The organism is Lysobacter sp. BMK333-48F3 (assembly GCF_019733395.1).
In the GTDB taxonomy this organism is placed as follows: domain Bacteria; phylum Pseudomonadota; class Gammaproteobacteria; order Xanthomonadales; family Xanthomonadaceae; genus Lysobacter.
In genome coordinates this window covers 896,556-921,573 of record NZ_JAIHOO010000001.1, presented here as the reverse complement: position 1 = coordinate 921,573, position 25,018 = coordinate 896,556, and the positions used below count along the sequence as shown (strand labels likewise).

The following is a 25,018-nucleotide window of genomic DNA, read 5'->3' as shown; positions in this document are numbered from 1 at the left end:
TCCGGCAAGCGCTCGCGACCGCGTCGCCGCGTCGGCGTTGCTGCGGCGCATCGTCCTTTGGTCGCAGGACGCGCGCGCCGATATGGCGGCTGCGATATTTGCGGAGTAGGCTCGGGCGACCCCAGCCGCCGCGAGGGATTCCGATGAAGCTCAACGTCAACGGCCGCGAGCACGAGATCGATGCGCCGCCGGACATGCCCCTGCTGTGGGTACTGCGCGACCTGATGCAGCTCACCGGCACCAAATTCGGCTGCGGCATCGCCCAGTGCGGCGCCTGCACCGTGCACGTCGACGGCGCCCCGCGCCGCGCCTGCGTGACCCCGGCGTCCAGCGTCGAAGGCAAGACCATCGTCACCATCGAAGGCCTGTCGACGGACGGCAGCCATCCGGTGCAGCGCGCCTGGGCCGAGGTCGACGTGGTCCAGTGCGGCTACTGCCAGTCCGGCCAGATCATGTCCGCCGCGGCCTTGCTGGCGAAGATTCCCGCGCCCAGCGACGCCGATATCGACCAGGCCTTGTCCGGCAACCTGTGCCGCTGCGGCACCTATCCGCGGATCCGCGCGGCGGTGAAGCGCGCGGCCGAAATCGGCAAGGCCTGACGCGTCCCGTAGTCCGCTTTCCGCCGTTCCGTCTTACGCAGCCGATCCGCCGGCGCCGCTGCGCGCAGCGCAGCCGCCCGAGCGATCCGCCACGTTCAGGAGGTCGATGTGAGCACCGTACCCGCGCCTTCGCGGCGCCAATTCCTCAAGGCCGGCGCGCTGATCGGCGGCGGCCTGGTGGTCGGTTTCGTGGTTCCCGGCGCGCGCCGTTTCGCCGCCGCCGCGCCGGCGCAGGCCGCGGCCGTGTCGGCCGGGTTCGCGCCGAACGCGTTCCTGCGGATCGGCGAGGACGACGCCGTCACCGTATTGCTGTCGCACTCGGAGATGGGCCAGGGCATCTGGACCGGCCTGGCGATGCTGATCGCCGAAGAACTCGACGCCGACTGGTCGAAGATCCGGGTCGAGCACGCGCCGGCGGCGCAGGCCTATGCGCATACCGCGTTCGGCATGCAGATGACCGGCGGTTCGACCAGCACCTGGTCGGAGTTCGACCGCTATCGGCAGGCCGGCGCCACCGCGCGCGCGCTGCTGGTCGCGGCCGCGGCGCAACGCTTCGGCGTGGCGGCCGACCAGGTCCGCACCGGAAACGGCATGGCCATCGCCGGCGAGCGCCGCGCGAGCTACGGCGAGCTCGCCGCCGACGCGGCCAAGCTGCCGGCGCCGGGGCAACCGCCCAAGCTCAAGGACGCCAAGGACTGGAAGATCATCGGCAAGCCGACCAAGCGCCTGGACGGCCCGGAGAAGATCGACGGCCGGGCCAAGTTCGGCATGGACGTGCAGTTCGAGGGCTTGCTGACCGCGCTGGTCGCGCGCGCGCCGGTGTTCGGCGGTACGGTCAAATCCTTCGACGCCGCCGCGGCCAAGGCGGTGCCGGGCGTGCGCGACGTGGTCCAGGTGCCCAGCGGCGTGGCCGTGGTCGCCGATCACTACTGGGCGGCCAAGCTCGGCCGCGACGCGCTCAAGATCGACTGGGACCTCGGCCCGCACGCCGGCCTGGATACCGGCCAGTTGCGCGAAGAGTTCCGCCGGCTCGCCGTCACCCCGGGCGCGGTCGCGAGCCAGGCCGGCGATGTCGACGCGGCGCTGGCCAAGGCGGCGCGCACGGTCGAGGCCGAGTATCACGTGCCGTATCTGGCGCATTCGCCCATGGAGCCGTTGAACTGCACGGTCAAGATCGCCGACGGCCAGTGCGAGATCTGGACCGGCACCCAGTTCCAGACCCTGGACCAGCAGGTCGCGGCCAAGATCGCCGGGCTCAAGCCCGAGCAGGTCAAGATCCACACGATGTTCCTCGGCGGCGGCTTCGGCCGGCGCGCGACGCCGACCTCGGACTTCGTCGCCGAAGCGGTGCAGGTGGCCAAGGCCGCCGGCAAGCCGGTCAAGACGGTGTGGACGCGCGAAGACGACGTGCGCGGCGGCTACTACCGGCCGATGTACCTGCAACAGGCCAAGATCGGCCTGGACGGGCAGGGCCGCCCGGTGGCCTGGAAACATGTCCTGGTCGGGCAATCGATCGCCGCCGGCTCGCCGTTCGAAGCGGTGATGGTCAAGAACGGGGTCGACGCGACCTCGGTCGAGGGCGTGGCCGACTCTCCCTACATCAAGGCCATCGCCGATCACCGCGTCGACCTGCATTCGCCGTCCACCGGGATCCCGGTGCTGTGGTGGCGATCGGTCGGCCACAGCTACAACGGCTTCATCATGGAAAGCCTGATCGACGAACTCGCCCACGCCGCGGGCCAGGACCCGGTCGCGTACCGGCGCGGCTTGCTGAAGGATCATCCGCGCCATCTCGCCGCGCTGAACCTGGCCGCGGAGAAAGCCGGCTGGGGCGCCAAGCCGGCCGAGGGCCGCGCGCGCGGCGTGGCCGTGCACGAATCCTTCGGCAGCTACATCGCCCAGGTCGCCGAGGTCTCGTTGCAGGACGTCGCCGGCGGCGGCAAGGCGATCCGCGTGCACCGTTTCGTCTGCGCGATCGACTGCGGCCTGGCGGTCAATCCCGACGGGGTGCGCGCGCAGATGGAATCGGGCATCAACTTCGGCCTCGGCGCGGCGTTGTACAGCGCGCTGAGCTTCAAGGACGGACGCGTGCAGGAGTCGAACTTCCACGACTACCGTGTGCTGCGCCTGGACGAGTCGCCGCAGATCGAGGTGCACATCGTGCCCAGCAGCGAAAAGATGGGCGGCGCCGGCGAACCCGGCACCGCGCCGGTGGCGGCGGCGGTGGCCAATGCCGTGTTCGCCCTGACCCAAAAGCGGCTGCGCGAGCTGCCGCTGCGCCTGGCCTGAGGGAGACCGACGAATGCGAACCCTAGCGATCGCCGCGACCGCCGCCCTGGCTCTGAGCGCCTGCGGCCCCAAGATCTCGCCGGAACAACGCACCCAGGCGGTGGCGGCCTTCGCCACCGTGCAGAAGGTGTTCCAGCATCCGCGCTGCCAGAACTGCCACATTCCCGGCGACCAGCCGTTGCAATTCGACGCCGGCCTGCCGCATGCGATGGGCGTGGTGCGCGGCCCGGAAGGCAAGGGCGCGGCCGGCCTGCCGTGCTCGACCTGCCATGGCGAAGCCAACCTGCCGGCCAGCTATGGCGCGAACGCGCCGCCGGGCGCGCCGCATTGGCAGCTGCCGCCGCCCGAGCACAAGATGGCCTGGATCGGCCTGCCGGCGCCGCAGCTGTGCGCGATGATCCAGGACAAGAAGCAGAACGGCGGCCGCGACTTCGCCGCGCTGATCAAGCACGTCAGCGAAGACAAGCTGGTGCTGTGGGGCTGGGCGCCCGGCGGCAACCGCGCGCCGGTGCCGGTACCGCATCCGGAGTTCGTCGCCGCATTCAAGACCTGGGCCGACGCGGGCGGCCCCTGCCCGGAGAGCTAGGAGCGAGCGCAAAGGAGTGAGAAGAGAGGAATCAGGAACCAGGTTGCGGGTCGGCCGTAGGAGCGGCGTAAGCCGCGACCGGGACGCGCAGGCGCGGCCGACACGTCGCCAATGACCGAAGCCGTGGCTCAGGCATGCGCGGTGTCGCAGCGCTCGTACTCGATCTGCAAGGTGCTGTGATCGATGCCGTAGCCTTGGTCCAGCCGCGCGTTCGCCGCGCGGCGCAGGGCGTCGATGTCGGTGCCGGCGGCGACGCTCAGGTGCGCGCTCAGCGCCGGCGCGTTCGAGGCCAGCGACCAGACGTGCAGGTCGTGCACGTCGATCACCCCGTCGAGACCGGCCAGGTCGCGGCGCAGCGCTTCCAACTCGATGCCGGCGGGCACGCCTTCCATCAGCACGTTGCCGGCTTCGCGCAGCAGGGTCCAGGTGCGCGGCAGCACCCACAGGCCGATCGCCACCGCCAGCGCCGGGTCGATCCAGGCCCAACCGGTGACGCGGATCGCGATCGCTGCGGCGATCACCGCGACCGAGCCGAGCATGTCGCTCCACACCTCCAGGTAGGCGCCCTTGAGGTTGAGGCTTTCGCCGCTGCCGGCGCGCAACAGCCGCATCGCGATCAGGTTCACGACCAGGCCCAGCGCGGCGACGATCAGCATGCCGGTGGTGGCGATTTCGCTCGGCTCGCGGAAACGAGCGGCCGCTTCCCACAGGATGTAGCCGGCGACGCCGAACAGCAGCAGGCCGTTGACCATCGCCCCCATCGCTTCCATCCGCGCATAGCCGTAGCTGCGCCGGGCGTCGGGCGGGCGCCGCGCCAGGCGCACCGCGACCAGGGCGATGCTCAACGCCAGGGTGTCGGTGCCCATGTGCGCGGCGTCCGACAGCAGCGCCAGGCTGCCGGTGAGGAAGGCGCCGACGACTTCGGCGATCAGGAAGCCGCCGGTCAGGCCCAAGGCCCACCACAGCGGACGTTCGTGGCGGATCGCGCTGCTGCCGTGATCGTGTCCGCTGCCCATATCGATGCTCCACCAGTCGATGTCGCGAAGACCCATTGAAGCCGGCCGCCCGTGAGCGGCCGGCGAGGACGCGGATCGCGCTGTCGCCGCGATCCGCGCGGTGGCGGCTCAGACGGCCGGCAACGGCGCCGGGGACGGGCCGTCTTCGTCGGCGGCCGCATTGCGCCGCGCATCGCCGCGATGCAGCCAGCGGTACAGCACCGGCAACACCAGCAAGGTCAGCAGGGTCGAAGAGACGATGCCGCCGATCACCACCGTCGCCAGCGGCCGCTGCACTTCCGAACCGGCGCCGACGTTGAAGGCCATCGGCAGGAAGCCCAGCGAGGCCACCAGCGCGGTCATCAGCACCGGGCGCAGGCGGCCGAGCGCGCCGTCGACCACGGCGTGGTCGAGCGGGTCGCCCTGTTCGCGCAGCTTGCGGATGAAGGCGATCATCACCAGGCCGTTGAGCACCGCCACGCCGGACAGGGCGATGAAGCCGACCCCGGCCGAGATCGACAGCGGGATCCCGCGCAGGGCCAGCGCGATCACCCCGCCGGTCAGCGCCAGCGGCACCCCGCTGAACACGATCGCGGCGTCCTTGGCCGAGCCGAAGGCCATGAACAGCAGGGCGAAGATCAGCACCAGGGTCACCGGCACCACCACCGCCAGGCGCTGGCTGGCCGAGATCAGCTGCTCGAAGGTGCCGCCGTAGCCGATCCAGTAGCCCTCCGGCACCTGCACTTCGGCGTCGATGCGCTGGCGCAGTTCGGCGACGAAGCCGCCGAGGTCGCGGTCGCGCACGTTCGCGGTCACCACGATGCGGCGCTTGCCGTTCTCGCGGTTGATCTGGTTCGGCCCGAGCACGCTCTGGATCCGCGCCACCTCGCGCAGGGGCACGGTGCGCGGCGCGCCGCCGCTCCAGGTCGCATCAAAGCTGGACTCGTCGCGATCGCCGGTGTCCGCCGGCAGCGGGATCGGCAGGTCGGCCAGGGCCGCGGTGTCCTGGCGCAGGCGTTCGGGCAGGCGCACCACCAGGTCGAAGCGGCGGTCGCCTTCGAACAACTGCCCGGCGACCTCGCCGCCGACCGCGGTGGCGACGGTCTCCTGCACCGCGGCCGGGTTGAGGCCGTACACCGCCAGCGCGCGCCGGTCCGGCTCGATGCTCAGCATCGGCAGGCCGGTGGCCTGCTCGGCCTTGACGTCGGCCGCGCCCGGCACGTTCTTCGCCACCGCCTCGATCCGCTGCGCGAGCTTGAGCAGTTGCTGCAGATCGTCGCCGTAGACCTTGATCGCGACGTCGGCGCGCACGCCCGAGATCAACTCGTTCATGCGCATCTGGATCGGCTGGGTGAATTCGAAGTTGTTGCCGGGCAGGGTGCCGGCGATGGACTCGATCTCGGCCATCAGCGCGGCCTTGGACTTGCCCGGGTTGGGCCATTGCTCGCGCGGCTTGAGCATCAGGAAGGTATCGGCCACCGACGGCGGCATCGGGTCGCTGGCGACTTCGGCGGTGCCGATCTTGCTGAACACCCGTTGCACCTCGGGCAGGGCCAGGAAGGCCTGCTCCATGTGCTTCTGCATGGTCACCGACTGGCTCAGGCTGGTGCCGGGGATGCGCATCGCCTGCACCGCGACGTCGCCCTCGTCCAGGCTGGGCACGAACTCGCTGCCCATGCGCAGGGCCAGGGCGCCGCTGAGGATCACCAGCGCCGCGGTGCCGCCCATCACCCAGGCGCGGCTGCGCAAGGCCCAGGCCAGCGCCGGCGCGTAGCCGCGCTTGATCCAGGCCATCGCCCGGTTCTCCTTCTCGGCGACCTTGCCGCCGAGGAAGATCGCCACCGCCGCCGGGACGAAGGTCAGCGACAGCAGCATCGCGCCGGTCAGCGCCAGCACCACGGTGATCGCCATCGGGTGGAACATCTTTCCCTCGATCCCGCTGAGGGCGAAGATCGGCAGGTACACCGCGGTGATGATGCCCAGGCCGAACAGGCTGGGGCGGATCACCTCGGCGGTGGCCGCGGCGGTGAGGTCGTGGCGCTCCTCGTCGTTCATTTCCCGGCCCAGCGCGTGCTGGGCTTCGCCGAAGCGGCGCAGGCAGTTCTCGATGATGATCACCGCGCCGTCGACGATCAGGCCGAAGTCGAGCGCGCCCAGGCTCATCAGATTGCCGGACACGCCGCCGCGGACCATGCCGGTGATGGTGAACAGCATCGCCAGCGGAATCACCAGCGCGGTGATCAGCGCGGCGCGGATGTTGCCGAGCAGCAGGAACAGCACCACCACCACCAGCAACGCGCCTTCGACCAGGTTCTTGGACACCGTGGCGATGGTGCGGTCGACCAGCGAGGTGCGGTCGTAGACCGGATTGGCGCTGACCCCCTTGGGCAGGCTGGCGTTGGCCGCTTCGAGCTTGGCCGCGGCGGCCTGCGAGACCTCGCGGCTGTTCGAGCCGACCAGCATGAACACCGTGCCGAGCACGACTTCGTGGCCGTTCTGGGTCGCCGCGCCGCTGCGCAGCTCCGGGCCTTCGCCGACCGCGGCGACGTCGCGGACCCGGATCGGCACGCCGTCGCGGCGGTCCAGGACGATGTCGCCGATCGCGGCCAGGTTGGGGATCTGGCCCGGCACGCGGACCAGGAACTGTTCGCCGTTGCGTTCGATGTAGCCGGCGCCGACGTTCTGGTTGTTGGCCGCGAGCGCGGCGACCAGGTCGCGCTGGCTCAGGTTCAGGGCCATCAGCCGCGCCGGATCCGGGGTGATGTGGATCTGCCGCGCATAGCCGCCGATGGTGTTGACCTCGGTGACCCCGGGCGTGTTGCGCAACTGCGGCCGGATCACCCAGTCCTGCAGGGTGCGCAGGTCGGTGGCGCTGTAGGGGCTGCCGTCGGGTTTGCGCGCCTTGGGATCGGCGTCGACGGTGTACATGAAGATCTCGCCCAGGCCGGTAGCGGTCGGGCCGAGCTCGGGTTCCAGGCCGGCCGGGATCTGCGACTTCACCTGCTGCAGCCGCTCGGCGACCTGCTGGCGGGCGAAGTACAGGTCGGTGCCGTCCTTGAACACCACGGTCACCTGCGACAGGCCGTAGCGCGACAGCGAGCGGGTGTAGTCGAGCCTGGGCAGGCCGGCCAGCGCGGTTTCGATCGGGAAGGTGACCCGCTGCTCGGCTTCCAGCGGCGAATAGCCCGGCGCCTGGGTGTTGATCTGCACCTGGACGTTGGTGATGTCGGGGGTGGCGTCGATCGGCAGCTTGCCGAAGCTCCACACGCCGATGCCGATCAGGGCCAGGGTCAGCGCCAGCATCAGCCAGCGCTGGCGGATGGCGAAGCGCAGGATGCGTTCGAGCAGGCCGGGCGGGGCAGCGGGCAGGGGCTCAGTGCTCATGCGAGGCCCCCGATTTTTCGATGTCGGCCTTGATCAGGAAGCTCTGTTCGACCACCACCTGCTCGCCGGGCTTGAGTCCTTCCAGCACTTCCATGCGCGCGGCGTCGCGGCGGCCGGTGCGGATCGGGCGGGCCAGGTAGCGCTCGCCCTGGCGCACGAACACCACGTCGCGTTCGTCCATCCGCTGCAGCGCGGTCAGCGGCACGGCCAGGGCCACCGGCTGTTGCTCGACCGTGACCCGCGCGCGCACCGCCGAGCCCGGCCGCCACAGGCCGTCGGCGTTGGCGATCGAGGCGCGGGCGACGGTGCTCTGGCTGGCGGTGGCGGTGCCGGGCAGGATCCGGTCGAGGGTGGTCTGCACGCCGCGTTCGTCGCCCATCCGCATCACCGTCACCGGCAGGCCCGGGCGCAGATGGGTGGCGTCGGCGCCGAACACGTGCAGGTCGACCCACAGCGTCGACAGGTCGGCGATTTCGAACAAGGCCGTGCCTTCGACCGCGACCTCGCCGACCGAGGCGTTGCGCGCCAGCACCACGCCGGCGATAGGAGTAGCGACCGAATACGTGGTCAGGCTGAGGTTGCTGTCGATGGTGGCCAGGGTCTGGCCGGCGCGGACGCGGTCGCCGACGTTGGCGCGCAGCGAGCGCACCGGGCCGGGATAGCGCGCGGTGATGCGGGCGACGCGGCCTTCCAGCGGCGTAACCAGACCCTGCACTTCGTGCTCGTCGGCGATGGTGCCGGGGCCGGCGGCGGCGACCGCGATGCCGGAGCGGCGGGCGATCTCGGCGGCGATCACGGTCGACTCGGGTTGTTCCTTGCCCGCGGCTTCGCCGTGGCCCGCTTCGCCTGCGCCGTGTTCGTGGCCGGCTTCATTCTCGTCGGCGTGCTCGCCGGCGCCGGTCTGCGCCGCGGGTTTCGACGGCGCGCAGGCGCTCAGCGACAGCGCCAGCATGCCGGCGATCAACAGTGGGTACTTCATCGGGCGGCTCCTGCGGGCTCGGCGGAAGAGGCGGCGAGGAAGCCCTCGCCGGTCAGGCGCTGGATCTCGATCAGCGCCAGTTGCGCGGCCACGGCCGCATCCAGGCGCTGCCTGCGCACCGCCACGCTTTCGGCCTGCAACAAGGCCAGTTCCAGATAGCCGATCGCGCCGGCGCGGTAGGCGTAGTCGGCCGCGGCCTCGGCGCGGACCAGGCGCGGCAGCACCTCGTCCTGCAAACGCGCGACTTCCAGCGCGCCGACCCGATAGCGGCCGTGCGCTTCGACCAGGGTCGAATACAGCGACAAACCCTTGGCTTCGCGCTCGGTCTCCAGCAGGGCCAGTTCGGCCTGGGCGCCGCGGATGCCGGGTTCGGCGCGGCGGCGCGCGCCCAGCGGCATCGACACGCTGCCGACCAGGCCGAAGTCGCTGCCGTCCTGCAGCCGGCGCAGGCCGACCTGCCAGGACAGGTCGGGGGCGGCCTCGGTTTGCGCCAGGCGCAGGCGCGCCTCGGCGATGCGCGCCTGGTCGGCGAAGCGGGCCAGCTCCGGGGTGCGGTCGAGCAGGCCGGCCAGCGCGGTCGCGTCCTGGATTGCCGGCAGCGCGTACGGATCGCCGGCGACGTTGGCGAAACCGGGGTCGCGTTCGCCCCATAGCGCGGCCAGATGCTGGCGCGCGGCGAGCAGGCTTTGTTCGCTGCGGCGGCGGTCGAGTTCGGCCCGGGCCAGCGCGGCCTGCGCGGTCAACAGGCCCGATTCGGGCGAGGCGCCGGCCTGCAGGCGTTGGCGGGCGGCGGCCACGGCGCGCTTGCGTTGGCCGATGTCGAACTGGGCCAGCTCGATGCCGCGCTGCGCGGCGACGATGGCCAGGTAGCGGCGCGCGGCTTCGGCCAGCAGATCCAGGCGCCGTCCTTCGCGATCCACCGCGAGCGCGTCGATCCGGCTTTGCGCGACGGCGCGGCGCGCATCGAGCTTGCCGCCGCGTTCGAACACCGAGGCCAGGCTCAACGTGACCTCGGCGGCCTTGGCGCCGGCGACCGCGCCGCTGCCGAGCACGTTGTCGACCGCGACGCCGACCATCCACGGCGGCGTTTGCGCGGCCCGATCGCGTTCGGCCAGCAGCACGTCGCGCTGGCCGCCGAACATGCGCAGGTCGGGGTGGGCCTGGCCGATACGGGCGAGGGCGTCGTCGAGGGTGAATACCGAAGCCGGCCGCGGCGCGGCGGGCTCCGGCTTGGGAGCGGACAGGGCAGGGCGCGGCTGCGCCTGTGCCGACAGGCACAGCGCAGCCGTCAGGACGGCCAAGGCCGCCGGACGTAACCACATGGGAGCGATCTCCGAGAATCTCTTGGGGCGCCGCGGCGGCTGGCGGCCGCGCACGGCAGGCACTGGCCGGGTCGGCCAGGGCGGTGCGGAAGCGAGTTCGGGATCAGGCCCGGATCGGCGGGCGGAACGGGTTCGCGGTGGGGCGGATCGCGTCGCTGCCGGCGCCGGCCGGCAAGGGCGCGGCGGCGCGCTCGGCGGCCAGGCCGAGCTGGATCCGCGGCAACAAGGCCGCCTGCATCGCGCAGCAGTGGCTCAGATGCCAGCTGGCGTCGCCGCAGCCGTCTTCGTCGTGCGGCGCGGTCGGCGCCTCGTCGCCCGCCTCGCCCGCGTGCGCGGCGACGGCCGCCGCCGGTTCGCCGGCCTCGCTGGCGAAGGCCAGCGCCGGCTTGACCAGCATCACCGCGATCAGCACCCCGAATACGAGGTAGCGCAGCGCGGCGGCGAGGGCGGAAGGGGCGGACATGGGGCCAGAGGATAGGCGCCGGCCGCGGCGCAATACAATTTCACCGCGCCCCGGCGACCGTACGCAGGCTAATGTGCCCCGGTCAGCTTCCGGAGCGCGAGCTGACCGTATGGCCCGATTGAGCATCGCGTCACGTTCCGGCTGGCCGCATAATCCGCGGTTCGCGGCAGGAAGCTCGGCACCGGAGAACGTCATGCGTTCACCAGGATTGGCAAGGGCGATGCAGTACCGCCGTCACATCCCGGGCCTAGTCTGCGCGCGATTTCTGCAGTGGGCGGTACAGGGGATTTGTGCAGTGAAGCTAGTTGCCACACCGGCGCGCCGTCGCGCCGCCGGAACGCGCCGCGGCGCCGCGCTCGGCGCCGCCCTGAGCCTGGCCGTCCTGCTGGGCGGATGCGGCTCGGGCGGCGGTAACGAGAAGCCGCAGACCGGCGCCGAACTCGATGCGGCCGTGGCCTTGCCGGCGCCGCTGGTCGAACTCGATTCCGAAGGCCTGCGCGCGCGCGCTTCGCAGGCGCTGCGCGAGCAGCGCATCCACACCCCGGCCGGCGACAGCGCGGTCGACTATTACCTGGCCCTGCGCGACCGCGAAGCCGGGCAGATCGACGTAATCGGCGCGCTCAGCGAACTGCAGCCCTATGTGGTCATCGCCGGCGAACAGGCCCTGGTCGACGACGATCTGGTCGAAACCCGGCGCTTGCTCGAATTGCTGGCGCGGATGGATCCGCAGGCGCCGGCGCTGCCGCGCCTGCGCGACGGCCTGCACCGGGCGGAACTGGCGCGCCAGCAGCAGGGCCGCGACGAAACCCAGCGCTTGATCGCCGAACGCGCGCAGACCGCGCCGGCGCGGCGCGAGGCGGCGCTGTTGTCGAGCGCCGCGCTGAAGGCCGAGGCCGCCGCCAGCGCGACCGCCGCCGACGCGGCCGCGCAGCGCGCCAGCGCGATCGCCGCGACCGAAACCCCCGCCGTGGCGCCGCCGGCTTCGGCCTCGACCCCGGCCGCGGCGCCGGCCGCGACCGCGCCGGCGGCGGCCCGCAGCGGCCGCAGCGCGCCGCGCTTGCTCGCCGACGCCAGCCCGCGCTATCCGCTGTCGGCGTTGAACCGCAAGATCGAAGGCAGCGTCGAGGTCAGCTTCACCATCCTGCCCGACGGCCGGGTCGGCGCGCCGCGGCTGGTCTCGGCGCAACCGGCCGGGATCTTCGACGAGGCCGCGCTGGCGGCGGTGTCGCGGCTGCGCTTCGAGGCCACCGGCGAGGCCCACAGCGCCCGCCGCACGCTCAATTTCAAGCTGCCCACGCGCTGACCCCCGGCGCGGGCGAATGCGACGGCGGACACGCCGGCGCCGCCCGCGCTTGGCGCGGCGTGCGCGCACCGCCACAATGCGGCCGATGACTACGTCCGCTCCCGAACTGCCCGCTCCCGAGCTGCTGGAAACCGTCGAACACGCCACCGGCCCGGCGCCGGCCTGGAGCGTGCTGTGGCTGCACGGCCTCGGCGCCGACGGCCACGACTTCGCCCCGATCGTGCCGGAACTGGTCCGCCGCGACTGGCCGGCGCTGCGCTTCGTGTTCCCGCACGCGCCGGTGCGCCCGGTCACGATCAACAACGGCCTGCGCATGCGCGCCTGGTACGACATCCGCGACTTCAACGACCTGGCCAACCGCGCCGACGAGGCCGGGGTCGAGGAATCGGTGGCCCAGGTCGAGGCGCTGATCGCGCGCGAAGGCGAGCGCGGCGTGCCGGCCGCGCGGGTGCTGCTGGCCGGCTTCTCGCAAGGCGGCGCGGTCACCCTGGCCGCCGGCCTGCGCCGCAGCGAGCCGCTGGGCGGGCTGGTCGGGCTGTCGACCTACCTGCCGATGGCCGATCGGCTGATCCGCGAAGCCGGTCCGGCCGTGCGCGCCCAGCCGGTGTTCATGGCCCACGGCAGCCACGACCCGGTGGTGCCCTACCGCGGCGGCGAACTGGCCGCGGCGCGATTGCGCACCCTGGGTGCCCAGGTCGACTGGCACGCCTACCCGATGGCCCACCAGGTCTGCGCCGAAGAGATCGCGGCGCTCGGCGACTGGATGTCGCAACGCTTCGCGGCCGGCTGAGCGTCCCGGGCCATGAGCGAACCGGTCGGCGAGCGCGAATCCTGGCTGCCGGACCTGTGCCGGCTGCCGCGCCTGTTGGTCATGCTGAGCATGGCCGAGCTGATCGTGATCGTGCTCGCCCTGGTGCCCGACGGCAGCCACTGGAACTATGGCCGGTTCGTGTCTTCCAGCGCCTTCGCGCTGTGGCTGGCGCTGGCGATCTCGGTCCTGCTGTGCGGCTCGCGGCGCCTGCTCGCCCAATTGCCGCCGGCGCTGGGCGGCTTCCTGGCCACGATCAGCGCGGCCGCGATCGCCGCCGCGTTGGCGGCGGTCACCCACCGGATCGACGACGCGACCTCGGTCGCGCTGGTGCCCGAGGGGATCAGCTTCGCCCGCTTCGTCGGCGGCACCACCGCGGTCGCCGCGCTCGCGGTCGGCGTGGTCCTGCGCTACCTGTACGTCAACGACAGCTGGAAGGCGCAGGTGCGCGCCAACGCCCGCGCCGAGGTCGACGCGCTGCAGGCGCGGATCAAGCCGCATTTCCTTTTCAACAGCATGAACACCATCGCCGGCCTGGTCCGCAGCGACCCGGTGGTGGCCGAGCGCGCGGTGCTGGACCTGTCCGACCTGTTCCGCGCCGCATTGGGCGCCTCGCAGAGCGATTCCAGCCTGGACGAGGAGGTCGAGCTGGCCGAGCGCTACCTGGCGATCGAGCAACTGCGCCTGGGCGAGCGGCTGCGGGTGGTGTGGCGCAAGCGCGAGCCCTTGCCGTGGAAGATGCCGCTGCCGCGGCTGATCCTGCAGCCCCTGGTCGAGAACGCGGTGCTGCACGGGGTCTCGCGCCTGCCCGCCGGCGGCGAGGTCGAGATCGAGCTGACCCAGCTCGCCGACCGGTTGCTGTTGCGTATACGCAACCCGGCGCCGACTCCGGCCGAGGGCCGGGCCGGCGGCTCGCGCCACGCCCAGCACAGCATCGGCCAGCGCCTGCGTTACGCCTACGGACCCACGGCCAGGATGACCGCAGGCTGGGACGGGGGCTACTATCTGTGCGAACTGCACGTGCCGACCGGGGTGGAGGCGCAGAGCCGATGAAGGGTCCGATGAGGCAGTCCATGAGAGTGGTGATCGCTGACGACGAACCGTTGGCGCGCGAGCGCCTGCGCGGCCTGCTGAGCGAACGCGACGACGTCGAGATCGTCGCCGAAGCCGCCGACGGCCAACACGCCTTGCACGCCTGCGCCGAGCACCGGCCCGATCTGGTCCTGCTCGACATCGCCATGCCCGGCATCGACGGCCTGGAGGCGGCGCGCCACCTGGCCGCGTTCGATCCGCGTCCGGCGGTGGTGTTCTGCACCGCCTACGACGCGCACGCGCTGTCGGCGTTCGAGGCCGAGGCGATCGACTACCTGGTCAAGCCGGTGCGCGCCGAACGCCTGGACGCGGCGCTGGAACGGGTACGCACTTTCGCCGCCGGGCGCGAGCGCCACGGCGAGGCCGGGACCGCGCCGGGGCAGAGCCGCAGCCACCTGTGCGCGCGGCTGCGCGGCAGCCTGCGTCTGATCCCGATCGAGGACGTGCATTACCTGCACGCCGAAGAGAAGTACGTGATCGTGCACCATGCGCGCGGCGAGGACCTGATCGAGGAGTCGCTGAAGTCGCTGGAGGACGAATTCGGCGAACGTTTCGTGCGCATCCACCGCAACTGCCTGGTCGCCCGGCACGAGATCGTCGAGCTCAAGCGCGATTCGGAAGGGCATGTCCAGGCGGTGCTTCGCCACGGCAAGCAACCGCTGGAAGTCAGCCGCCGCTGCGTGGCGGCGCTGCGCGAGACGCTCAAGCATCTTTGAGCGGGTGGCGGGGATTCGGATTCGGGATTCGGGATTGGGGATTCGATAAAGCGGCGGTCGGGAGCGGCGGATCGGCCCTTGTAGGAGCGGCGTCCCACAGGGATTTCCTTCGGTCATAAGCCGCGACCAAGGGACGCGCAGAAAATCCAAGGCCAACGCCAATGATCGAAACCCGAAACCATCGCCCCGATCTCGCCGCGCCTTCGTCCTGCGCCCCTGTAGGAGCGGCGTCCCACAGGGATTTCCTTTGGTCACAAGCCGCGACCGCCATCGCGCCCGTTCGCCGCGTCTTTGTCCTCGGCCCCCTGTAGGAGCGGCGTGAGCCGCGACCGCGTTCTTACGGTCTCGCGCCGTCTGTCGTTCGAAGGCTTCTAAAGCTTCAAAGCTCCAAAGCAAAGCTTCCGTCCGCAAGCGGCCGGGTCACTTTCTTTGTCCAAGGCGACAAAGTCCCACGGGATTTCCTTCGGTCAAAAGTAACCAAAGAAAACGCCATTCCTGTTTCGAATCAAAAACCACTATGGGACGAGGCCTGCGCGGGGCTGCTCCGCACAGGCCATCCCTGGCCTGGCTGCGCACGGCCCGCATCCCTGCGGGCCGCCCTCCGGGGCTTCAGGGCGTTCTCGCGAGGCCGGTTCTGCGCCAAGCTCTTCACGGCAACGGCAACGGCAACGGCAACGGCAACGGCGCTGCCGAACCTGCCCCGGTTCCCGCCCCGATGATTCCGGCCCTTGGGCCAAACCCCGTCCAGCGGCGATAATGGCGGCATGAAGACCCTGCGCATCGCCACCCGCAAGAGCCCGCTCGCCCTGTGGCAGAGCGAGCACGTCGCCGACCGCCTGCGCGCGGCCCACCCCGGGTTGGCGGTCGAGCTGGTGCCGATGAGCACGCGCGGCGACGAGGTGCTGGACCGCTCGCTGGCCGCGATCGGCGGCAAGGGCCTGTTCCTGAAGGAACTGGAGCTGGCGATGCTGCGCGGCGAAGCCGACTGCGCGGTGCATTCGCTCAAGGACGTGCCGATGGAGCTGGAGCCGGGTTTCGCCCTGCCGGCGATTCTGGAGCGCGCCGACTACGCCGACGCCTTCGTCAGCAACGCCCACGACGGCATCGACAGCCTGCCGGCCGGCGCGCGGGTCGGCACGTCCTCGCTGCGCCGCCAGGCGCAACTGCGCGCATTGCGTCCGGACCTGCAACTGCTCGACCTGCGCGGCAACGTCAACACCCGCCTGGCGCGGCTGGACCAAGGCGACTACGACGCGATCGTGCTGGCCTGCGCGGGCCTGCAGCGGCTGGGGCTGGACGCGCGCATCCGTCGCCGCCTGGAATCGCCGTACTGGCTGCCGGCGCCGGCGCAGGGCGCGATCGCGATCGAATGCCGCGAAGACGACCTGGACACGCGTGCGCTGTGCGCGGCGCTCGACCACGCCGACACCCGCACTTGCGTGGAAGCGGAGCGGGCGATGAACCGCGCCCTGCACGGCAGTTGCCACGTGCCGGTGGCGGCGCACGCGCGCCTGGACGGCGTCCACCTGCGCCTGGAAGGCCTGGTCGGCTCGGCCGGCGACGGCCGCGCCGTGCGCGCCCACGGCGAAGGCCGCGGCGATGCCCCCGACTGCCTCGGCATCGAGGTCGCCCAGCGCCTGCTCGAGCAGGGCGCGGCCGATTTCATCGCCCAGTCGCTGCCGGCGATCGCCGACGCCGCCGACTGAGCCGCGCCGCTTTTCGGCAGCAGGGGCGGTCCTGCGGGATTTGCTCCGGCCATGGCCGCGACCAGCGAATCGCCGCAGCTCGCGCAAGCGGGGCGTTTCATCGACTAATCGGTTTCGAACCGCGCGGGTGGTATGACGCCGCTGCGGCGGTCGCGGCTTACGCCGCTCCTACAGGGGCCGCGTCAGAAGCGCCGGATCAGCTCGATCGAGCTTTCCGCGCTTTCGCTGCCGCCGCCGCCGTTGGAGTCGTGGCGGATCGCGAAGTCGGTTTCCAGTTTCCAGTTGCGCCACACGTCGACGTCCAGGCGCACGCTCTGCTTGACGAAGGTGTCGCCGTGGCCGCTCTCGACCTGTACCCGCTGGGTCCAGCGCGCACGGTCGCCGATCTTCTGGCCGAGGTTGAGTTCGCCGCGGAACACCGCGCCCGGGCGGTTGATGCCGTCGTCGTACAGCGGCGCCAGGCGGTAGCCGGCGCCGAAGGTCAGGCCGATCTGGGTCGGGCCGTCGCGCAGCGCCTGCACCCCGTAGCGGGTGCCGATGCGGTAGTCGTTGGAGTACATGGCGCGGCTTTCGCGCGAGGTCGCCGGCGCGCTGATGCCGCCGACCCGGCGCTGCGAGCCGGGCAACTGCACGTTGCGCAGCGGCGGCAGGTCCAGCGGGTCGATGTCGGGGGCCTTGGCCGGCGGCGGCGTCAGCGCCAGGCGCCATTCCTCGTCGCCGCATCGGGTCGAGAGGCAGTACAGGCGCATCCGCGCCGGATCGCTGGCGATGGCGATCAGGGTCGGGTCGCCGCCGAAGGCGGGCGTCGGCAATGTAACCAGGGGCGCGCCGAGCAGGGCGAGCCCGATTGCACCGAGCATCGTCGTCTGAAGGGTTCAGCGGAAACGGCCGCCATCATGCCATGAAAGCGATTACAGGCCTGCGACGGCGGTCGCCTGCGGATAGGCGGCGTTCAAGCGCCCGGCCCGCCGCACGCGCCCGGCAAGCGCCCTGGATCGCCTTGGCGATCAAGGGCTTGGGGCGAACCGCGGGCCGCGCGGCAATCGGGCCGCTCAGTAATACAGCGTGACCACGTGGCGGGCCTGGGCGAAGAACAGCCAGCGTTCGACCAGGGTTCCCAGCAGCACCGCCAGCGCCGCGACCGCGGCCAACGCCGCCGCCGGTCCCGCCGGCAGCCAGCACGCCAGCACCGCCGCCAGCAGCGGCGCCAGCGCGAACAGCGCGACCGCGATCCCGCGCAGCTTGGCCGCGTGCTTGCGCGCCAGCACGTAGCCCATCTCGCGGGTGAGGTAGTTGGCCTCGGTGTGCGGGCGCTCGAACACCGTCGCCTCGCGCCCTGGCAGGCCGAGCGCGTCGCCGCGATCGACCGGCAGCGGCTGGCGGTCGATCGCGCGCCAGTAGGCCAGCTTCAACAGCGCCGCCAACGGCGCGAGCAGGGCCGGCGCGGCCCAGGCCCAGCGCGCCTGACCGGCGACGCCGGGCAGGGCCGCCAGCAAGGCGGCGCCGCCGAGCAGGGCGAACAGCAGATAGCCGGGCACGACCAGGCGATGGCGCCAGGCCGGGATCGGCGGCAGCGAGGCGTAGATCATCGCCGTGCAGGCCACGGTCAGCAGCGCGAGCACCGCCGTCGCCGCGGCCAAGGCCGCCGGCAGCCATGCGCCGGCGCCGCGCAACGGCCCGATCAGCCACAGGCCCAGGCCCAGCGCCGGCAGGTAGGTCGCGACCGCGAGCAGGCCCTCGCGCGACAGCCAGGAGCTGCGCCATTGCGAAAACGCGCGCCAGGCGCGCCCGGGCTTGCCCAGGTGCAGGGTCGAGCTGAGCAGGCCGACGCTGACCAGCAGCAACGCCAGCGCCAGGCCCCAGGCCAGGCTGGACGACGGCAACGAGGTCGCCTGGTCGCCGGACAGGCTGCGCCAGAACAGCAGCGCGCTCAGCCAGGTCAGCAGGCCGTAGCCCGCGCCCGACAGGGTGGTGAAGAAGATGACCGAGAACGCGGGGTGCATATCAGCCTGCGGACGAGCGGAATACGGAAAGCGGCGCGGCGGTGCGGGCGAGGCCGGTCGGGCGAAGGCGCCCGCCGGCAGCGCGCGCGGTCATCGCGACAGCACCTTGTCCAGCCAGCGCAGCACGCCGGGCAGGGCGCCGGTGTCCAGGGTTTCGGCCGGCGCCGGCGCGGCCTCGCCGCCGGCCCGGCGCGGACGCGGCGGCAGGTATTTGTTGGTCGGCCGATAACCCAGCGAAGCCATCAGGTCGACGCCGCCGCGTTCGGCGACCAGCTTGGACACCGCGGATTCGGGATCGCCGAGATCGCCGAAATGCCGCGCCCGGGTCGGACAGGCCTGGACGCAGGCGGGCTGGCGTTCGGCTTCGCTGAGGTTCTGGTTGTAGATGCGGTCGATGCACAGGGTGCATTTCTTCATCACCCCTTCGACCGGGCTGTACTCGCGCGCGCCGTAGGGGCAGGCCCAGGAGCAGAGCTTGCAGCCGATGCACTTGTCTTCGTCGACCAGGACGATGCCGTCCTCGGCGCGCTTGTAGCTGGCCCCGGTCGGGCACACGGTGACGCAGGCCGGCTGCTCGCAGTGCAGGCACGAACGCGGGAAGTGCAGGGTCATCGCCGGTTGCGCCGGCGTCGCGCAGGGGCTGGCCGCAGCCGCGGGCGCGGGCGCGCGCACCGGATCGGCCAGCGGCATCGCCTCCAGCTCGTAGCTGTGCACGCGGTTGAACCACACCCCCGACGGCTCGCGGCCGTAGGCTTGCTCGTCGGTCAGCGGCGCGGCGAAGCCGCCGGCGTTCCACTCCTTGCAGCTGACCGCGCAGGCATGGCAGCCGACGCAGGTGTCCAGGTCGATCACCAGGCCGAGTTTTTTCCTGGACGGCGGCGGCAGGTCGGTCATCGCCCTCTCCCGGTCGCCACCAGCCACAGGCCGAGCGCGAATACGGTCGCGCCGATCGCCACGCTCGGCATCAGCGCGATCAATGCCGGCGCGCCGCCGACGCCGGCGCCCGGGCCGAGCACGCCCAGGCCGAGCAGCAGCATCAGCGTCAGCCCGAGCAGCAGGCACAGCACTCCGGCGAACAGCCGCACCGGCCGCAGGCGTCGCTTGGGTTCGCGCTCAGGCCGCGTCATCGTCGCGTCCCTCGCGCGCGGCGCGCAAAGCGGCGCCGTAGCGCAGCGGCGCGACCGCGGCCGGCGGGTAATGCAGCGGCGCGAACTGCGGCTGGGCGGTATCGCCGTCGGCCACGGCCTCGGCCTTGCGGATCGCCACGCGCAGGTCGAACCAGGCGGCCTGGCCGGTGACCGGATCGGCGTTGGCGTAATCGCCGCGCGGAGTCAGGTCGGAAATCAGATGGTTCATCAAAAAGCCCTTGCGCCCTTCCGGCGCGTCCTTGCTCAGGCGCCAGGCGCCGCGCCGCTTGCCGATCGCGTTCCAGGTCCAGACCGTATCGGGCTGGACGTTGGCGGCGAACTTGGCCTGCACGACGATGCGGCCGTGGTGCGATTCGACTTCGATCCAGTCCTCGTCGGCGAGCCCGAAACGCGCGCCGGTGTCGGGATGCAGGTACAGATAATTGCGTGCGGCGATCTGCCGCAGCCAGGCGTTCTGCGAACCCCAGGCGTGGTACATGAACATCGGCCGCTGGGTCACCGCGCTGAGCGGGTAGCGCTGCGCATCGCCGAGCTGGGCGCCTTCGAAGGGCTCGTACCAGATCGGCAGCGGATCGAAGTAGGTCGCCACGCGCTCGCGCTGCGCCGGCGGCGGCCGGCGCTCGCCGAAGCCCTGCGCGGCGAGGCGGAACTTCTGCAGCGTCTCCGAATACAGCTGCAGCACGATCGGCTCGGCATGGCCGAGGAAGCCCATTTTCTGCGCCCAGTCCAGATAGGCGCGGTTGGCCATCTTGTAATAGCGCGCCGACTCCGGCACCGGGCTGCTCCAGAATCCGCCGTGCTCGATGTAGCGCTGCAGCTGCTCGGGGTTCGGCGGACCCTTGGCCTCCAGCTCGCCATGTTCGCCGCGCCAGCCGGCCAGCAGGCCGACCCCGGGCGCGCGTTCGTGGCGGACGATGTAGTCGGCGTAGTCGCGATAGCGCGGGCCGCCGTCGTCGTGGACCATGCCGGGCAGGCCCAGGCGCGCGCCCAGCTCGAGCAGGACGGATTGAAAGCCGCGCACGTCGCGTTCGGGCTCGTTCTCGTCCAGGCGTTGCCGGGCGGCGTCCAGGATCGGATGGCGGATCGCGTCGCAGGCCGAATCGGCGTCGGAGATCGGCCGGTCGAGCAGGCTGATCGCGTCGTGGCGCTCCAGGTAAGTGGTGTCGGGCAGCACCAGGTCGGCGTAAGCGGTCATCTCCGAGGCGTAGGCGTCGGCGTAGATGATGCGCGGAATGCGGTACTCGCCGTCCTCGCCGCGGTCGGTCAGCCAGGCGATGGTCTGGCCGGTGTTCATCGCCGAGTTCCAGCTCATGTTGGCCATGAACATCATCAGCGTGTCGATCTTGTACGGATCGCCGGCCCAGGCGTTGCGGATCACGGTGTGCATCATGCCGTGCGCCGACAGCGGGTAGGCCCAGGAGTAGGCGTGGTCGATCCGGCGCGGCGCGCCGTCGTCGTCGACCACCAGGTCCTCGGGGCCGTGGACGAAGCCCAGCGGCGCGGCGTCGAGGGCGCCGTTGGCCTGGCGCTTGCGGCCCGGGCGGTTCGGCGGCGGCAGCGGCTTGGGGAACGGCGGCTGATAGCGGAACGAACCCGGCGTATCGACCGCGCCGAGCAGCAGTTGCAGCAGGTGCAGGGCGCGGCAGGTGTGGAAGCCGTTGCTGTGCGCGCTGATGCCGCGCATCGCGTGCATCGCGACCGGGCGGCCGAGCATGTCGGGGTGCTCGCGGCCGTGCGCGTCGGTCCAGGCGATCGGCAGCCGCAGCGGATCGTCGAACGCGGCCTGGGCCAGTTCGCGGGCGATGCGGCGGATGGTGTCGGCCGGAATGCCGCAGCGTTCGGCGACGGCGTCGGGCGCGTACTGCGGATCCAGGTAGCGCTCGGCGACCAGGTGGAAGGCCGGCACTGCGCGGCGGCCGTCGGGGAGGACGTATTCGCCGACCACGGCGGGGGAAATATCGATGCCGTCGGCCGGCAGCGCGCGGCCGCTCGCCCAGCACAGCGCACGCCCTTGCTCGTCGCGCGCGAACAAACCGTCGTCGGCGCCGCCCGGATTGCGGATCACCAGCCAGTGCGCGTTGGCGTAGCGCACCAGATAGTCCAGGTCGATCCGGTCGGCGCGCAGCAACTCGTGGATCAGCGCGAACGCGAACAGGCCGTCGGTGCCCGGGCGGATGCCGATCCATTCGTCGGCGATCGCGCCGTAGCCGCTGCGCACCGGATTGACCGCGACGATCTTGGCGCCGCGCGCCTTGAGCTTGCCCAGGCCGAGCTTGATCGGGTTGGAGTCGTGGTCTTCGGCCACGCCCCACAGCATCAGATAGCGGGTGTGTTCCCAGTCCGGCTCGCCGAACTCCCAGAACGAGCCGCCGAGCGTGTACAGCCCGCCGGCGGCCATGTTGACCGAGCAGAAACCGCCGTGCGCGGCGTAATTGACCGTGCCGAACTGCTGCGCCCACCAGCCGGTCAGCGCCTGCGACTGGTCGCGGCCGGTGAAGAAGGCCAGCTCGTCGGGATTGCGCGCGCGGATCGGCGCCAGCCAGTCGGCGGCGATCTGCAGCGCCTGCTCCCACTCGATTTCGCGGAACTCGCCCAGGCCGCGTTCGCCGACCCGCAGCAGCGGCTTGCGCAGCCGCGCCGGCGAGTAGTGCTGCATGATCCCGGCCGCGCCCTTGGCGCACAGCGCGCCCTGGTTGACCGGATGTGCGGGGTTGCCCTGGATGTAGCGGATCGTCTTGCCCGCGGGCCCGCCGTCGGCCAGCCAGACCTTGATCCCGCACCGGCAGGCGCACATGTAGCAGGTCGTGGTCTTGACCTCGTCGCCGGGCGAGGGCGACAGATCGATGGCTGGCTCTTGGGGACCCGGCCCAGGGGGAGCGCGCTCTCGCATGCGGGCATTGTGCACACCCCGATGGGGTCCGGCGAGCTTGCGCCCGCGCCGGGCTTGTGCCAGCCGGACACGGCTTTTTATCGCATTGCAGCAAACGTTTGCGCGCGGCGGTCGCAACTTGTGCGACCGCCGCGGTGTCTACTATCGCTTCGGCGCCGGCATCGCCGGCGGCTCGATCCGCAGGCCCGGATCGTTGTAGCGCGAGTAGCGCACGGTCGAGGTGTAGCTTTTGTCCTTGGCCGTGGTGAGCGTCGTCTTGACCTGCAGGGGGTAGCCGTGAGCGCCGATCCAGAACGTCGCCGACATCCGCGGCTGGGTGTTGTCCGCCCGGTACAGGCGGATCGGCTGGCCGTCCACGGTCTGGCTGCCGAGCAGGGTCACGCTCAGGCCCGCCTCGCTGCCCAGCAGCTTGGTCCGGCTGTGCATCGTCGTCGCCCAGTTGCCGGGCATCGGCGTTTTTCGCGTATTGCCTGCAGAGGTCTCGTACATCGTGCTGCCGATGACGACCCGCTCGCCCAACTGCCCCATGCGCACGAGCAGGCGGTCTGGGGCGACGAACTGGGTTTCCACCGTCAGCCCGGTGTCTGCGCTCATGACCGAGCGGTAGCTGCGAGCGGCGTTGAGCCGGTCCACCGCCGCGATCAGCTCTTCCTTGGGGCCGGCCGCGGCCGGCGCCGAGGCGAGCAGGGCGATCAGCACTGCCGCCTGGGCCGGCGTTGCGGATAATGCGGGCTTGATCACGTACGATCCTTCAGTTCGATGGTGGCGGCCGGACAGCGGCCGGTGCCATGCTAATTGCGTCCCCACCGCCTCCTCCAGACCCCGCCGACATGGAACGTATCGAACGCATCCACGCGTTGCACAGGATTCTCACCGCGGCCCGGTACCCGGTCACGGTTCAGCGACTCCAGGAAGACCTGGAGTGTTCGCGCGCGACCGTGTATCGCGACCTGGCCTACCTGCGCGACTACCTGATGGCGCCGGTGGTGGGCAACGGCGAGGCCGGTTTCCGCTACGACACCAGCGAAGGCGACCGCTTCGAGCTGCCCGGGCTGTGGCTTAGCTCGGAAGAGCTGCACTCGCTGCTCGCCGCCCAGCAATTGCTGATGCGCAGCGGCGGCGGGGTGCTGTCGAACGCGCTGGCGCCGCTGCAGCAACGGATCGAGAAGCTGCTCGACGAGCACGCCGGCGGCCGCCGGCTGCCGGTGGAGCGGGTGCGGGTGATCCCGCACCGCACCCGCCGCCTCGACGAGACCGCGTTCCGCACCGTCGCCACCGCGGTGCTGGACCGTAAGCAGCTAACCTTCGAATACCGGGCGCGCTCGACCGACGAGCGCACCCGCCGCAGCGTCTCGCCGCAGCGCCTGACCCACTACCGCGAAAACTGGTACCTCGACGCCTGGGACCACGAGCGCGACGCGCTGCGCAGCTTCTCGGTCGACCGGATCAGCGCGGCCAAGGTCGGCGAGGCGGCGGCGCGCGACGTCGCCGACGACGAGCTCGACCGCCATCTGGCCTCCAGCTACGGGATCTTCTCCGGCACGCCCAAGGGCTGGGCGACGATCGTGTTCAGCGCCAAGGCCGCGCGCTGGGTCGCCGACGAGCACTGGCATTCGCAGCAGCAGGGTCGCTTCCTGCCCGATGGCCGCTACGAGCTCAAGGTGCCCTACAGCGCCGGCCGCGAGCTGCTGATGGACGTCATGCATTACGGCAGCGACGCCGAGATCGTCGAGCCGGTGGTGCTGCGCGAACAAGCCAAGTCGATGCTGGAACTGGCGCTGAGCAACTACGAACGCTGATGCCCGGCGCCGACGCCCCGCACATCGCCGCCGGCGAACCGGTCGCCCTGGTGCTGGGCGCCGGCGGGGCGCGCGGCCTGGCCCAGATCGGCGTCATCGAAGCCCTGCAGGCGCGCGGCCTGCGCATCGTCGCGGTCGCCGGCTCGTCCAGCGGCGCCCTGGTCGGCGGCCTGTTCGCCGCCGGCAAGCTCGAGGTCTACCGCGACTGGCTGTTCCGGATGAGCCGCACCGACATGCTGCGCCTGCTCGATCCCGGGATCGGCCAGCCGGGGCTGTTCCGCGGCGAAAAACTCATGCAGGCGCTGCGCGAGCTGGCCGGCGAACCGCGCATCGAAGACCTGCCGGTGCCGTTCACCGCGGTCGCGGTCGACCTGATCCGGCAGCGCGAGGTGTGGCTGCGCGAAGGCGACCTGTGGGATGCGGTGCGCGCCTCGATCGCCATCCCCGGCGTGTTCCCGCCTTACGAACTGCACGGCCGCGAGCTGGTCGACGGCGGCCTGCTGGCGCCGCTGCCGATCGCCGCCACCCGCCTGAGCGACGCGCACCGCCTGATCGCGGTCGACATGCACGGCTGGCCGGAGCGTCCGCCCGGCGCCTTGCCGGTGGCCGGCGACGAGAGCGCGCAGACCCGGCCCAAGCCTTCGCTGCTGACCCGCTGGCTGCGCCGCGACGCGATCGCCAGCGATCCGGCCGAGGATGAGGAGCGGCCCAACGAACTCGGCTTCAGCGAACTGATGGCGCGCTCGCTGGACATGATGCAGGCGCAGATCGCGCGGGTGCAGCTGGCCCTGGATCCGCCCGAGCTGGTGATCCGGATTCCGCGCGACGCCTGCCAGTTCTACGAGTTCTGGCGGGCCAAGGAACTGATCGCGCTCGGCCGGACCGAGGCCGACAAGGCGCTGGACAAGGCCGGCTACTGAGCCCGGCCGAAGCGCC

20 protein-coding genes and 1 pseudogene are annotated in these 25,018 nt (G+C 71.5%); 10 read left to right on the top strand and 11 right to left on the bottom strand.

Annotated elements, in window-relative coordinates:
- The first annotated feature begins 143 nt into the window (after window positions 1-143).
- The 3 genes from K4L06_RS03805 (at window position 144) to K4L06_RS03795 (ending at window position 3,474) form a co-directional block, all read left to right on the top strand.
- Complete coding sequence (locus tag K4L06_RS03805; protein WP_221670125.1) at window positions 144-599, top strand: (2Fe-2S)-binding protein; 456 nt, start codon at window positions 144-146, stop codon at window positions 597-599.
- 108 nt (window positions 600-707) lie between these two features.
- Window positions 708-2,888 carry a xanthine dehydrogenase family protein molybdopterin-binding subunit gene (locus tag K4L06_RS03800; protein ID WP_343225722.1) on the top strand — a complete coding sequence of 727 codons (2,181 nt, stop codon included), beginning with the start codon at window positions 708-710 and terminating at the stop codon, window positions 2,886-2,888.
- 13 nt (window positions 2,889-2,901) lie between these two features.
- On the top strand, window positions 2,902-3,474 hold the full coding sequence (locus K4L06_RS03795) for a hypothetical protein (RefSeq protein ID WP_221670124.1): 573 nt from the start codon (window positions 2,902-2,904) through the stop codon (window positions 3,472-3,474).
- Window positions 3,475-3,632: 158 nt separating this feature from the next.
- On the opposite strand, the pseudogene K4L06_RS03790 reads toward K4L06_RS03795, so the two are convergent.
- The 5 genes and pseudogenes from K4L06_RS03790 to K4L06_RS03770 all read right to left on the bottom strand — a co-directional run.
- A pseudogene (locus tag K4L06_RS03790) lies at window positions 3,633-4,490 on the bottom strand (cation diffusion facilitator family transporter); the annotation flags it as partial.
- Between the two features lie 108 nt (window positions 4,491-4,598).
- The gene (locus K4L06_RS03785; RefSeq protein ID WP_221673512.1) at window positions 4,599-7,817 is read right to left on the bottom strand and encodes a CusA/CzcA family heavy metal efflux RND transporter; all 3,219 of its coding nucleotides are present in this window, start codon (window positions 7,815-7,817) and stop codon (window positions 4,599-4,601) included.
- 25 nt (window positions 7,818-7,842) lie between these two features.
- Entirely contained in the window at window positions 7,843-8,832 is a 990-nt protein-coding gene (locus K4L06_RS03780) for an efflux RND transporter periplasmic adaptor subunit (RefSeq protein ID WP_221670123.1), read from the bottom strand.
- Window positions 8,829-10,154, bottom strand: coding sequence for a TolC family protein (locus K4L06_RS03775; protein WP_221670122.1), 1,326 nt, complete (start codon window positions 10,152-10,154; stop codon window positions 8,829-8,831). Before K4L06_RS03775 ends, K4L06_RS03780 begins: the two co-directional genes overlap by 4 nt.
- 103 nt (window positions 10,155-10,257) lie before the next feature.
- Window positions 10,258-10,617 carry a hypothetical protein gene (locus K4L06_RS03770; protein WP_221670121.1) on the bottom strand — a complete coding sequence of 120 codons (360 nt, stop codon included), beginning with the start codon at window positions 10,615-10,617 and terminating at the stop codon, window positions 10,258-10,260.
- A 295-nt stretch (window positions 10,618-10,912) separates the two neighbouring features.
- Here K4L06_RS03770 and K4L06_RS22760 point away from each other — a divergent pair, with 295 nt between their 5' ends.
- The 5 genes from K4L06_RS22760 (at window position 10,913) to hemC (ending at window position 16,242) form a co-directional block, all read left to right on the top strand.
- Window positions 10,913-11,920 carry an energy transducer TonB gene (locus K4L06_RS22760; RefSeq protein WP_221670120.1) on the top strand — a complete coding sequence of 336 codons (1,008 nt, stop codon included), beginning with the start codon at window positions 10,913-10,915 and terminating at the stop codon, window positions 11,918-11,920.
- 85 nt (window positions 11,921-12,005) lie between these two features.
- Window positions 12,006-12,710: an alpha/beta hydrolase gene (locus K4L06_RS03760; RefSeq protein WP_221670119.1), complete on the top strand. Its 705-nt coding sequence runs from the start codon at window positions 12,006-12,008 to the stop codon at window positions 12,708-12,710.
- A 12-nt stretch (window positions 12,711-12,722) separates the two neighbouring features.
- Window positions 12,723-13,781 (top strand): histidine kinase, encoded by a 1,059-nt coding sequence (locus tag K4L06_RS03755; protein ID WP_221670118.1) that lies wholly within the window; start codon window positions 12,723-12,725, stop codon window positions 13,779-13,781.
- Window positions 13,782-13,801: 20 nt separating this feature from the next.
- Complete coding sequence (locus tag K4L06_RS03750; protein WP_221670117.1) at window positions 13,802-14,536, top strand: LytTR family DNA-binding domain-containing protein; 735 nt, start codon at window positions 13,802-13,804, stop codon at window positions 14,534-14,536.
- Between the two features lie 764 nt (window positions 14,537-15,300).
- Window positions 15,301-16,242, top strand: coding sequence for a hydroxymethylbilane synthase (gene hemC, locus K4L06_RS03745; protein ID WP_221670116.1), 942 nt, complete (start codon window positions 15,301-15,303; stop codon window positions 16,240-16,242).
- Between the two features lie 182 nt (window positions 16,243-16,424).
- On the opposite strand, the gene K4L06_RS03740 is transcribed toward hemC, so the two are convergent.
- The 6 genes from K4L06_RS03740 to K4L06_RS03715 all read right to left on the bottom strand — a co-directional run bounded on the left by K4L06_RS03740 (window position 16,425) and on the right by K4L06_RS03715 (window position 23,024).
- Entirely contained in the window at window positions 16,425-17,102 is a 678-nt protein-coding gene (locus K4L06_RS03740) for a DUF481 domain-containing protein (protein ID WP_221670115.1), read from the bottom strand.
- Window positions 17,103-17,294: 192 nt separating this feature from the next.
- Window positions 17,295-18,245, bottom strand: coding sequence for a DmsC/YnfH family molybdoenzyme membrane anchor subunit (locus tag K4L06_RS03735; protein ID WP_221670114.1), 951 nt, complete (start codon window positions 18,243-18,245; stop codon window positions 17,295-17,297).
- Between the two features lie 90 nt (window positions 18,246-18,335).
- The gene (locus K4L06_RS03730) at window positions 18,336-19,139 is read right to left on the bottom strand and encodes a 4Fe-4S dicluster domain-containing protein (RefSeq protein ID WP_221670113.1); all 804 of its coding nucleotides are present in this window, start codon (window positions 19,137-19,139) and stop codon (window positions 18,336-18,338) included.
- Window positions 19,136-19,372 (bottom strand): hypothetical protein, encoded by a 237-nt coding sequence (locus tag K4L06_RS03725; protein WP_221670112.1) that lies wholly within the window; start codon window positions 19,370-19,372, stop codon window positions 19,136-19,138. The genes K4L06_RS03730 and K4L06_RS03725 overlap by 4 nt, the downstream gene beginning before the upstream one ends.
- Entirely contained in the window at window positions 19,359-22,283 is a 2,925-nt protein-coding gene (locus tag K4L06_RS03720; RefSeq protein ID WP_255594977.1) for a molybdopterin oxidoreductase family protein, read from the bottom strand. The genes K4L06_RS03725 and K4L06_RS03720 overlap by 14 nt, the downstream gene beginning before the upstream one ends.
- A gap of 141 nt (window positions 22,284-22,424) precedes the next feature.
- Window positions 22,425-23,024, bottom strand: a complete 600-nt coding sequence (locus K4L06_RS03715; protein WP_221670110.1) for a hypothetical protein — start codon at window positions 23,022-23,024, stop codon at window positions 22,425-22,427.
- A gap of 89 nt (window positions 23,025-23,113) precedes the next feature.
- Between K4L06_RS03715 and K4L06_RS03710 the strand changes: the two genes are divergently transcribed.
- On the top strand, window positions 23,114-24,082 hold the full coding sequence (locus K4L06_RS03710; RefSeq protein WP_221670109.1) for a YafY family protein: 969 nt from the start codon (window positions 23,114-23,116) through the stop codon (window positions 24,080-24,082).
- Window positions 24,082-25,002, top strand: coding sequence for a patatin-like phospholipase family protein (locus K4L06_RS03705; protein ID WP_221670108.1), 921 nt, complete (start codon window positions 24,082-24,084; stop codon window positions 25,000-25,002). The genes K4L06_RS03710 and K4L06_RS03705 overlap by 1 nt, the downstream gene beginning before the upstream one ends.
- The last annotated feature ends 16 nt before the right edge of the window (window positions 25,003-25,018 follow it).

Bases quoted from the DNA above. Each gene is read 5' to 3' on its own strand.
- K4L06_RS03805 (WP_221670125.1), top strand. From the start codon at position 144: ATGAAGCTCAACGTCAACGGCCGCGAGCACGAGATCGATGCGCCGCCG.
- K4L06_RS03795 (WP_221670124.1), top strand. From the start codon at position 2,902: ATGCGAACCCTAGCGATCGCCGCGACCGCCGCCCTGGCTCTGAGCGCC.
- K4L06_RS03780 (WP_221670123.1), bottom strand. From the start codon at position 8,832: ATGAAGTACCCACTGTTGATCGCCGGCATGCTGGCGCTGTCGCTGAGC.
- K4L06_RS03775 (WP_221670122.1), bottom strand. From the start codon at position 10,154: ATGTGGTTACGTCCGGCGGCCTTGGCCGTCCTGACGGCTGCGCTGTGC.
- K4L06_RS03770 (WP_221670121.1), bottom strand. From the start codon at position 10,617: ATGTCCGCCCCTTCCGCCCTCGCCGCCGCGCTGCGCTACCTCGTATTC.
- K4L06_RS03760 (WP_221670119.1), top strand. From the start codon at position 12,006: ATGACTACGTCCGCTCCCGAACTGCCCGCTCCCGAGCTGCTGGAAACC.
- K4L06_RS03755 (WP_221670118.1), top strand. From the start codon at position 12,723: ATGAGCGAACCGGTCGGCGAGCGCGAATCCTGGCTGCCGGACCTGTGC.
- K4L06_RS03750 (WP_221670117.1), top strand. From the start codon at position 13,802: ATGAGAGTGGTGATCGCTGACGACGAACCGTTGGCGCGCGAGCGCCTG.
- hemC (WP_221670116.1), top strand. From the start codon at position 15,301: ATGAAGACCCTGCGCATCGCCACCCGCAAGAGCCCGCTCGCCCTGTGG.
- K4L06_RS03740 (WP_221670115.1), bottom strand. From the start codon at position 17,102: ATGCTCGGTGCAATCGGGCTCGCCCTGCTCGGCGCGCCCCTGGTTACA.
- K4L06_RS03735 (WP_221670114.1), bottom strand. From the start codon at position 18,245: ATGCACCCCGCGTTCTCGGTCATCTTCTTCACCACCCTGTCGGGCGCG.
- K4L06_RS03730 (WP_221670113.1), bottom strand. From the start codon at position 19,139: ATGACCGACCTGCCGCCGCCGTCCAGGAAAAAACTCGGCCTGGTGATC.
- K4L06_RS03725 (WP_221670112.1), bottom strand. From the start codon at position 19,372: ATGACGCGGCCTGAGCGCGAACCCAAGCGACGCCTGCGGCCGGTGCGG.
- K4L06_RS03720 (WP_255594977.1), bottom strand. From the start codon at position 22,283: ATGCGAGAGCGCGCTCCCCCTGGGCCGGGTCCCCAAGAGCCAGCCATC.
- K4L06_RS03710 (WP_221670109.1), top strand. From the start codon at position 23,114: ATGGAACGTATCGAACGCATCCACGCGTTGCACAGGATTCTCACCGCG.
- K4L06_RS03705 (WP_221670108.1), top strand. From the start codon at position 24,082: ATGCCCGGCGCCGACGCCCCGCACATCGCCGCCGGCGAACCGGTCGCC.